Here is an 8,344-nt window from a genome sequence, read left to right as displayed (position 1 = left end):
CCCCCCCCCCCGCCGTTCTCATCGCCCGATTCGGCATACCCCCAATTGATAAATGTGGAGAAGCGCGACACGCCATTCTCTTCCAAGGCCCGGTTAAATGACGTAAACATTTCTTTAACCGCCGCCTTCTGCTCCTTTTGCTCCACCGATTCCTGAGCGCTGCTCTCAGGCAGAAGGTGTGGAATCGAGCCGCCTTGCACGGGGTAGCTTGCCCCGCATGACATACAGCCGAAAGAAGACTCTTTTTTCTCCAGTGTTTGCTTGCACCTCGGACATGCCCAGTTCATGCCAGTGATTGGCCAAGCACTGCTCACCGCTTCCCCCTCCTTAGCCATGGCTTGCCGCACCTTCGATACCGGAAGCATCTTTGACCAGATGGATGATTTTAAACACCCTTTGGCCTGTGACCATATCCTTGTGATTTTGCGTGCCAGGCGCCTCCAGCCATTCCATAACCCGTTCATCGCCTTCAAAGGAGCCTTCAAGCGCCTGCCGGCGGCTGTCCAGTGACTCGTCTCCCGATTGCAATACATTGCCGGTAATGTCCCGGATAAATGCGGTGCGGAAGCCAAGTCTTTGCCACTGCGCTTCATAACGCGGCAGGTCGGAAGCGCTCATAATATCCGCATACATAAATGTCCCGCCGGGCTTTAATACACGATAGGTCTCTTCAAAAAAAAGCTCGATATGCGGGTACAAATGCGAGGATTCGACGTTCAGCACATAGTCGCAGCTTTCTGTACGAACAGGCAGCTGCTCTGCGTCGCCGACACAATAGTAAGCTTGTTTATACCGGTTGTTTCCCTCGCAAAAATAAATATTGGACGGGGTCAGATCAATGCCGACTACGCTGCCGGCTCCATAGTTTTTGCAGAGCTCGTTCACATTGCCACCCCGTCCGCAGCCGATTTCGAGGATATCCCTTCCTGAAACATCCAGCCCGCCAATGATTTCGCGGAGCAAACGGATACTGCTTTGATTAATCCCCAGAGCCCCGCCCGATGGTTCGGTCTCGTCAGCGGCATACCCCCAGTTGATAAAGGTAGAAAATCTGGACAGCCGTTTCTCTTCAAGCGACCGGTTAATCGAATCGAACAGGCCGATGATCTCTTCCTTCCGCGCCACGCTCTCCGCAAGCTTCTCCGCAACGGGGCGGTCGATTAACATGCTCGCTACTCCATTTTCCTGTGCGTATCTAAGTCCGCAAGTCCCGCAGACCAAATGCCCGTCCGCCTCATGCAGAACGTTCTTGCACTCGGTGCATACCAGGGTGATGCCTGACAATGGCCAAGTCGTGTTCATATTTACATCTCCTCGTCGTTTTAGCCGCTTGCGCTGCTATAATTTTTGATCGCCTTTCTCCAAATCAAACGAACGCACACCAACAGAAGGATCGGGACGATCGCGCCCCACAGCATAAGCCCGCCGTCCAGCCTCTCCATGACGCTAAGCGGAGCAAAATTCGTAATCACCAGAAAGGGCAGCACGTATACGCCGATTCTCTGAATCAGCCGGGGGTAGATCGGCATTGGCATATTATTGGCATCCCAAATCGCATAAAATATGCCCGCGAGACCCCCGGTGTTAACGAACCAAAAGGACAGAATGGCCGGAATGATCATCAGGCAGTAAGTAATGACCAAAGCGGACAGAAGATACAGGACAAACAAGAACAGATGGTACGCGGTAACGGGAATGCCGAGCGCGCTCCAGCCTATGGAAACCATCGTAATGCCTGCGGCGAGATTGGGAATCGGCATCCCCAAATCAATATAACGGAGCGAGACCATAAACTGCAGGGAGATCGGCTTCACCATGAGCAGATCCAGCTCCCCCGTTCTCACATAATCCGAAATACGGACGAAGTTGGTGAAGAACAGGCCGGAATAAAGACCCGTCATCATCGTATACGTACCCACGAACATCAAAATCCCGTCTGGCGGTATATCGCCGATATGCAGATCGCTCTTATATACGACGACGACATACAGCAGCTTAGATAGCAGATAGGCGATTTCAACCGCGATACCGAGTATAAAATTCGTGCGGTATTCCATTTGTGCGATGAAGCAGTTTTTAATGAACTGTAAATAGATGATGCCATAGGTTTTGAGCGTGCCGAGCCGCGTTTTCAAGCGTTAGCCCCCTAAACCGAGATACTTTTTAAAGCCGATCCGCCACACCAGCTTCGAAACGAGGAACATGAAGCCGATCCAAAAGATTTGCATCAATAGCCCTTCCGTGATCTCACTCGACATCAGCTTCCCGTTGATCACATTGGACGGAAAATAAATCGTGTACTTAAACGGAAGGTAGTTTAGAAGGCTGCTCACTGTCTGGCCGAACACCTCAATCGGAAACACGCCGCCGCTTAAAATGATGACAAGCAGTCCGGTCATTTCAAAGAAATAGGAGATTTCGGACAGCCAGAAGGCGATTGCCGCAATGGTGTATGAAATGAGAAAGTTCAAGATCAGCGACAAGGCCATCGCCGCCACGAAGCACACCAGATTTTCAAGCGGGATATGGATGGCATACCGATTGCCAAAATAGAAGATAACGAGAAACAACACAGCCAGCATGACCGTGAAAAAGAACAGCTTTTGCCCAAGCATAGTAAACAGCTTCAGCCCGAAGTAGTTGGCCGGCTGCACCAGATATTTATTCAGAGCCCCGTCCTTGATGTCCGATGCGATGACATGATCCATATTGGTTGTCACTATTTTGGTTACAATTGCCGCCACAATGGTATACAGAATCATTTCTCCGTACGTATAGCCGAAAAATTGTCCTGAGCCTGACCGCCCGTAGACGGCCGTCCAAATATAGTACTGAATCATAATCGGGAAGAACGCGCTGATCAGGGAAAGGGCAAAGTCAAGACGATATTCCATCGAAGCCTGGACACCCAGCTTAAAGACGCGTATATACTTCGGATAAATGCTCATACGGGCTGCGTCCTGTTATATAGAGAGACGATCACTTCCTCAATGGGCCTCTCTTCAATCGTAATATCCTCGATCGGGAACAGGCCCAGCAGCTCTCTTGAAATCGGGTTAATCAGTTCCTTGGCAATTTCCAGCGTTGCCGTAAATTCGTCCGTCTGACGAACGGCTCCGTACGGCTCAAGCCTGAACGCTTCAACAGATTGGCTGAATTTCAGCTTGACAATCTTGGTTTGATTTACCGTACCATGCACCTGATTCAAGCTGCCGTCGAAGACGAGCCGGCCGTCGTTGATAATCAGGGTTCTTTTGCACAAATCCTCAACATCCTTCATATAGTGGCTCGTCAAAATAATCGTCGTCTTATAATGCTCGTTGTAGTGCGCCAGAAACTCTCTTACTCTCTTCTGCGTAACGACATCGAGTCCGATGGTAGGCTCATCCAGAAACAATAGCTCGGGCTTATGGATAAGCGCGGCGATCAGCTCCATCTTCATGCGCTCACCCAGCGACAGCCGCCGGACCTGGACATTCAGCACATGCTTCACATCCAGAAGTTCGACCAGCTCATCCAGCGTCCGCTTGTAGGTCTGCTCCTCGACCTGATAGATGTACCGATTCAGCAGAATCGACTCCGCTGCGGGAAGATCCGGCCACAGCTGGCTTTTCTGGCCCATGACAATCGCGAAACGCTTCTTGAATTCCTTCTTTCGCTCATAAGGCTTAAACCCCAGTACGGAAAGGCTGCCGCCAGTCGGATGCAGGATGCCGGAGAGCATCTTTAACGTCGTTGTTTTGCCCGCACCGTTCGGTCCGAGAAAGGCGACTATTTCACCCTTGCTGATGGAGAAGGTGATGTCCTTTACCGCTTGCTTGGTTAAGGTTTTGCGGTTGATCAGATTTTTGAGGGAGTTCATCACTCCGACTTCCTTCGTATAATAGGTAAAGCTCTTGGCTAATTGCTCAACCTTGATCGCTTCTTCCAAGTAGCATCAACACCCTGCTCTTATAGGTTGGAATTACCGTCCGTAATGATACAGCAGGCCGCAGCGGGAACAAACCGGCATCAACCCGCAGGACAGCAGCTCACGGTGCTTTCCGTAATTCTCCCCGTGCCACACCTCATTGACGGACGCTTCGCTGATGTTGCCGACGGCAAGCTCCGGAAAGAATTTGCACGGAGTCACGTTCCCGCTGGGCAGCACATCCATCCGGGTAGAGATGGCCAGGCACTCTTTCCGCTTCATCCCGGTCATCTGGACCCCGCTCACGAAATCACCGATTTCGTCAAGCTCCAGTGCAGGCATGAACCGTATGCGGCTGCTCCACGTATGCTCCGAGATACGGCGAACCTCCTCCTTCAGCGGCTCTACGTTCTCCGGTGAGATGCGGTAGGTGAAGGAATGCCAGCTGCAGCTTCCGGGCTCGGCCGGGTTCAGCCAACTGAGCTCCTTCGCGTACAAATCATCCATGTCCGCTGCGGACTCGGCGGAAATATACCAGGGATAGACGAAATAGACGGAATCGACGCCTATCTCCTGAAAATGCTGCATAAAGGAAAACAGCTTCGGAATCATGGCATCGTTCATTGTCAGGCTGATCGAGACCTTGCCTTTGAAAATGCCCTTTCTTTGAAGCTCCAGCAGCAGCTCTACCGCTTGTATGACCTTTTGGTAGGTGCCTTTGCCCCTGATCGCATCGTTCTCCGCTTCGAATCCTTCCAGGCTGGCCAGAACGACCAGCCCTTCGCCCATCTTGAGCAACGAGTCCAGATGCTGCTCCAGCAACACCGCGTTCGTGCAGACCGTAACGGTCCGCTGGTCCTGTTCGAGCAACTCGGCCAGCTGCGAAAATTGGCTGTAATAGAGCGGCTCGCCGCCCCACAGGTACACCTTCGATTTCTTCTCCCGGGTAAATGCCAGCACCTTCTCTACAAGCGCGATATCAATTTCCTTCTTCTGATCCTCCTTGGTCATCTCCCGGTGGAAGCCGTCTTCATTCCATTCATAGCAATGCTTGCAGCGCAAATTGCAGCCATTGTTCAGCTTGATCCCGATATCTTCCGGGACCTGCATCGCATATCGGCTGTCCGCTCTTCGCAAGCGGCTTGCCCGCGACATGTTCATAATCGTTCGCTTCAGATCGTTGAACACCTGCTCATCGAATTTCCGGGTTGTTTTGGGCTGCATCAAGAATCCCTCCATAATCAATTAATTGATTTCGTGCTCGTATCAGATTCTCATGCATGGAAATGAGCGTATCCATGGAATAATGCTGGGCCTTCCAATCCTCATACCTGATTCCGAAGCCCTGCTTAATCCAGTAGTCGGCATTAGCCGCTTCATGCCTGCCGAACGGCTCCAGAAAAACGAAAGGCGTCGCCGCAGCCAAGGACTCCATCAAGGAATAACCTCCGGGCTTGCTGATGATCGCGGCGGAGTGCCGAATGACATCGAACAGCGGCGGATAAGGATGCTGATTCCGATAGTCCGGCGCCTGGCCTGGCTCAATTCGCGCGAACGGGGGGAACTGCATCCGGCCGTATTCGTCCTTTACCCAGGGGCTCCACTCAGGATCATTCATGTAATATTGAATTTGCTCATGAGGCTTAATATCTTCTTCGTAATAGGCCAGCACATTAAGGCGTTTCCCCGCCTCAAGCAGTTCCTGAACGGCTGACGGATAAGTCCCGATGCCCCAGCCCCCTCCGTGCGCAATATAACGTTCTTCCCTCATGTGCAGAGGTATAGGAGCCTCATCGGAAATAGCGATCCGGTAGGACATGCTTTTGGAGGCCGGGTCATAGAACCAAATATGATTGTATGAAACGCCTATGTCCTCATATACCAGATATGAAGGAGAGTGAACGGCATCCAGATGGAGACAATCCACCTCCAGCCGCGTGCTCCCGATATAACGTTGATACTGCTCTATAATCGGGAGCCAGAAGCCGGTTGCGGTGATCAATCGGCTTCTGCCCTCCCGGCTCCAGATTTCAAAGAGCTGCCGCAGCTTGATGGGATCCAGGCAGCTGGAAATATCGCGGGCCAGCTCGGCCCCTTTTTTGGCTACGGCGAAGCTTTGATGAAAGGCTTTTTTGTACACCGGCACTTTCTGCTTAATGTGATCCAGGTAGAGATCCTCCAGCACGTACACTTCCGAGGGAACGCCTCTGCCGCTTAATTGGCGGCTGAGCTGCATAATCGGAACATAAACGCCCAACGAGTTGCCGGACCCAAGCAGGGTGATTGGTCTTCTCTCGCTAGCTATACCATTTCCCTCCTTTCGACTCGAAGCCGAGCCTCATTCGCTCCAAATATCGTTCCCGCTCCGGCAAATGATCGGCAATAACGGTCATGTAGAGCCTGCCCTTTTGCAAGCTGCGGCCTACGGGAGCAGCGGTTCCGGCTTCGGCTGCGCCAGCGAACAATGTGGCGGAAGACAGCGGCAGAATGCCGTTTCCTTGCCGGTTCGGATACAGAATGTCATCCCGCTTCAGCTCGTCAAGCCACCATTCATAATCGAACCGTTCCTTGAAGCCGACCGACCGGAAGGTGAAGAAGCCTTTTTTCCCGTGGGTCTCAAGCACTTGATCCAATCGGTGATTAATGAATCCCATCGACTTCCGCGCGTTAATCTCGACAATCGGAACCAGCGTTCCGTCTTTCAGCATCATGGAGTCGATGCACACTGGTCCATAGTAGCCGTCTTTATACAGGCGATCAGCAGCTTGCCTTAACACATCGAAGTAGCCCGCTCTTTCGATCGCCCTCTGTCCTTCGGCATCCATGGATTCGGAACCTAAATAGGCAAACTGTCTGTTGAGTGTTTTCTGCATGCCGATCAGTTGGAACGAACCGTCCCTCATAATATCGAACTGGCAGGAGAAATCGCACTCCACATCCAGGTAAGGCTCGATTACGAAAGCGGTAGTTTTGCCTTCCCCTTCCTGCTTGCGGATATAAGACGCCACCCGCTCCAGGCTCGCCTTCGATTGAAGCAGCATATTGCCTTTTCCGGAAACGCCGTACGGATCTTTAATAAGAACCGATCCATGCTCCGCCAGAAGGCTATGCCCAAGCACCGACAGCTCTTCCGCCGAGTACACCGGATGTCCGAAGCTCTCGCCAAGCAGATCCCCGGTTAACCGGGTAGAGTATATTTTGGAATTGACCCGTTTCACCGTTTCGAGTCCCGGCACCTCGGAGGCGTAGCCGTATTTGGCGATAACCTCATGGGTATACGGCACGACGGAGAAAGGGGATAATGCGTCAAATGCCCTGTACCGCTCATCATGTTCCGGTTCTACTGCTATGGATTGAAAGAGATTAGCCGAAGCTTCCTCTCCCTTCCAGACCAAATGCCTGAAGGAGAAACCGATGCTTGCCAGATATGCCTTATACGCATCCTCCATGGCAAACCGGGTTAAAAGCGTATCGCCGCTGCCGCAGAACGGAAACATAAGCTCATCCATCGCCAGAACGATCCGCTCTCTTTCTTTATCGCGAATAGCGGGCAAGCGCGCCAGATTCTCATCTCTCCAGTGGGACTCCGCGTCAAAGATTCCGGCAACGAGCTCTCTAGCCAATCTTCTTCTCCATTCCGTTCAGGAAATCCATGAAGCGTTCAATAGACAGCAGACTGCTGTAATCTAAATCCTCGTACACAATTTCCACTCCAAACCGGTCTTCGATCTCCAGAATGAAATTGATCATTTGCAGCGAATCCAGGCCGACCTCGTTAATCAAATCGCTCTCTGGTGTAAGAGTGCTTCGCAAGCTTTCATCCTCTTTGACTTTGATAATAATTTCTTTAATACTCTCAAACATTTCTCCTCTTCCTTTCTAAATTAGGATGATATAAATAACATATAAAGCTAGAATAGTATATAATTGTTATCAGAATGCAAAGGGGGTGCCTTATGTCACAACATGTTTTGTTTATTTCCGCCCATTTGGACGATGCGATCCTGTCCTGCGGCGATTACATCGATGCGCTGATACATAATCATTACCGGGTTACGATTGCCACCGTCTTTACGGGTATGGGAACGGATTTGTCCATGCTTGCCAGAATTCTTCACAAAAAATTCGGGCTGGGGCTGGATACGATGGACGTCCGGCGGCAAGAGGATATTCGTGCTGCGAAGGCGCTCGGCGCCAGCGTCCTGCATCTCAACCTGCTGGAATGCATTTATCGTAAAAATAAAGACGGCAGCCCTGTCTACAGCAAGCTGCATGAGCTGTTCGATACGGAATGGGGGTCTGAACATGAGGTGATGGAAGAGATCGTCTCCGTATTGTCTTCGCAAATTCAATTTGAAAATTACGCGGGTGTCTACGTACCGCTTGGTATCGGAAGGCATATCGATCACTGCCTCGTCCGGAAGTCCGCCGAGC

The 8,344-nt window shown here is 51.5% G+C and carries 10 protein-coding genes; 1 reads left to right on the top strand and 9 read right to left on the bottom strand.

The genetic code is table 11. The features are described from left to right. From L691_RS0104575 to L691_RS0104535, 9 genes are all read right to left on the bottom strand, one after another. The coding region (locus L691_RS0104575) for a Trm112 family protein (protein WP_025689063.1) at nt 1–314 on the bottom strand (314 nt) is incomplete at its 3' end. Between the two features lie 13 nt (nt 315–327). Then, nucleotides 328–1,302, bottom strand: coding sequence for a methyltransferase domain-containing protein (locus tag L691_RS30505; protein WP_025689062.1), 975 nt, complete (start codon nt 1,300–1,302; stop codon nt 328–330). A gap of 20 nt (nt 1,303–1,322) precedes the next feature. Further along, complete coding sequence (locus tag L691_RS0104565; protein ID WP_025689060.1) at nt 1,323–2,135, bottom strand: ABC transporter permease; 813 nt, start codon at nt 2,133–2,135, stop codon at nt 1,323–1,325. 3 nt (nt 2,136–2,138) lie between these two features. Beyond that, entirely contained in the window at nt 2,139–2,948 is an 810-nt protein-coding gene (locus L691_RS0104560; RefSeq protein WP_025689058.1) for an ABC transporter permease, read from the bottom strand. Further along, nucleotides 2,945–3,862 (bottom strand): ABC transporter ATP-binding protein, encoded by a 918-nt coding sequence (locus tag L691_RS0104555; RefSeq protein ID WP_084653821.1) that lies wholly within the window; start codon nt 3,860–3,862, stop codon nt 2,945–2,947. Before L691_RS0104555 ends, L691_RS0104560 begins: the two co-directional genes overlap by 4 nt. Nucleotides 3,863–3,964: 102 nt before the next feature. Then, entirely contained in the window at nt 3,965–5,134 is a 1,170-nt protein-coding gene (locus tag L691_RS0104550; protein ID WP_025689056.1) for a radical SAM protein, read from the bottom strand. Beyond that, on the bottom strand, nt 5,103–6,167 hold the full coding sequence (locus L691_RS0104545; protein ID WP_025689054.1) for a hypothetical protein: 1,065 nt from the start codon (nt 6,165–6,167) through the stop codon (nt 5,103–5,105). Before L691_RS0104545 ends, L691_RS0104550 begins: the two co-directional genes overlap by 32 nt. A gap of 40 nt (nt 6,168–6,207) precedes the next feature. After that, entirely contained in the window at nt 6,208–7,533 is a 1,326-nt protein-coding gene (locus L691_RS0104540) for a hypothetical protein (protein ID WP_025689052.1), read from the bottom strand. Next, nucleotides 7,526–7,774 (bottom strand): acyl carrier protein, encoded by a 249-nt coding sequence (locus tag L691_RS0104535; protein WP_025689051.1) that lies wholly within the window; start codon nt 7,772–7,774, stop codon nt 7,526–7,528. Before L691_RS0104535 ends, L691_RS0104540 begins: the two co-directional genes overlap by 8 nt. 92 nt (nt 7,775–7,866) lie before the next feature. On the opposite strand from L691_RS0104535, the gene L691_RS0104530 reads away from it, so the two are divergent. Next, a partial coding sequence (locus tag L691_RS0104530) for a PIG-L deacetylase family protein (protein WP_025689050.1) occupies nt 7,867–8,344 on the top strand: 478 nt, incomplete at its 3' end.

This window comes from Paenibacillus zanthoxyli JH29 (assembly GCF_000520715.1).
GTDB lineage: Bacteria > Bacillota > Bacilli > Paenibacillales > Paenibacillaceae > Paenibacillus_AQ > Paenibacillus_AQ zanthoxyli.
This window is presented reverse-complemented; position numbering and strand designations above follow the sequence as displayed.

Bases quoted from the DNA above. Each gene is read 5' to 3' on its own strand.
- L691_RS0104555 (WP_084653821.1), bottom strand. From the start codon at position 3,862: ATGAACTCCCTCAAAAATCTGATCAACCGCAAAACCTTAACCAAGCAA.
- L691_RS0104550 (WP_025689056.1), bottom strand. From the start codon at position 5,134: ATGCAGCCCAAAACAACCCGGAAATTCGATGAGCAGGTGTTCAACGAT.
- L691_RS30505 (WP_025689062.1), bottom strand. From the start codon at position 1,302: ATGAACACGACTTGGCCATTGTCAGGCATCACCCTGGTATGCACCGAG.
- L691_RS0104560 (WP_025689058.1), bottom strand. From the start codon at position 2,948: ATGAGCATTTATCCGAAGTATATACGCGTCTTTAAGCTGGGTGTCCAG.
- L691_RS0104535 (WP_025689051.1), bottom strand. From the start codon at position 7,774: ATGTTTGAGAGTATTAAAGAAATTATTATCAAAGTCAAAGAGGATGAA.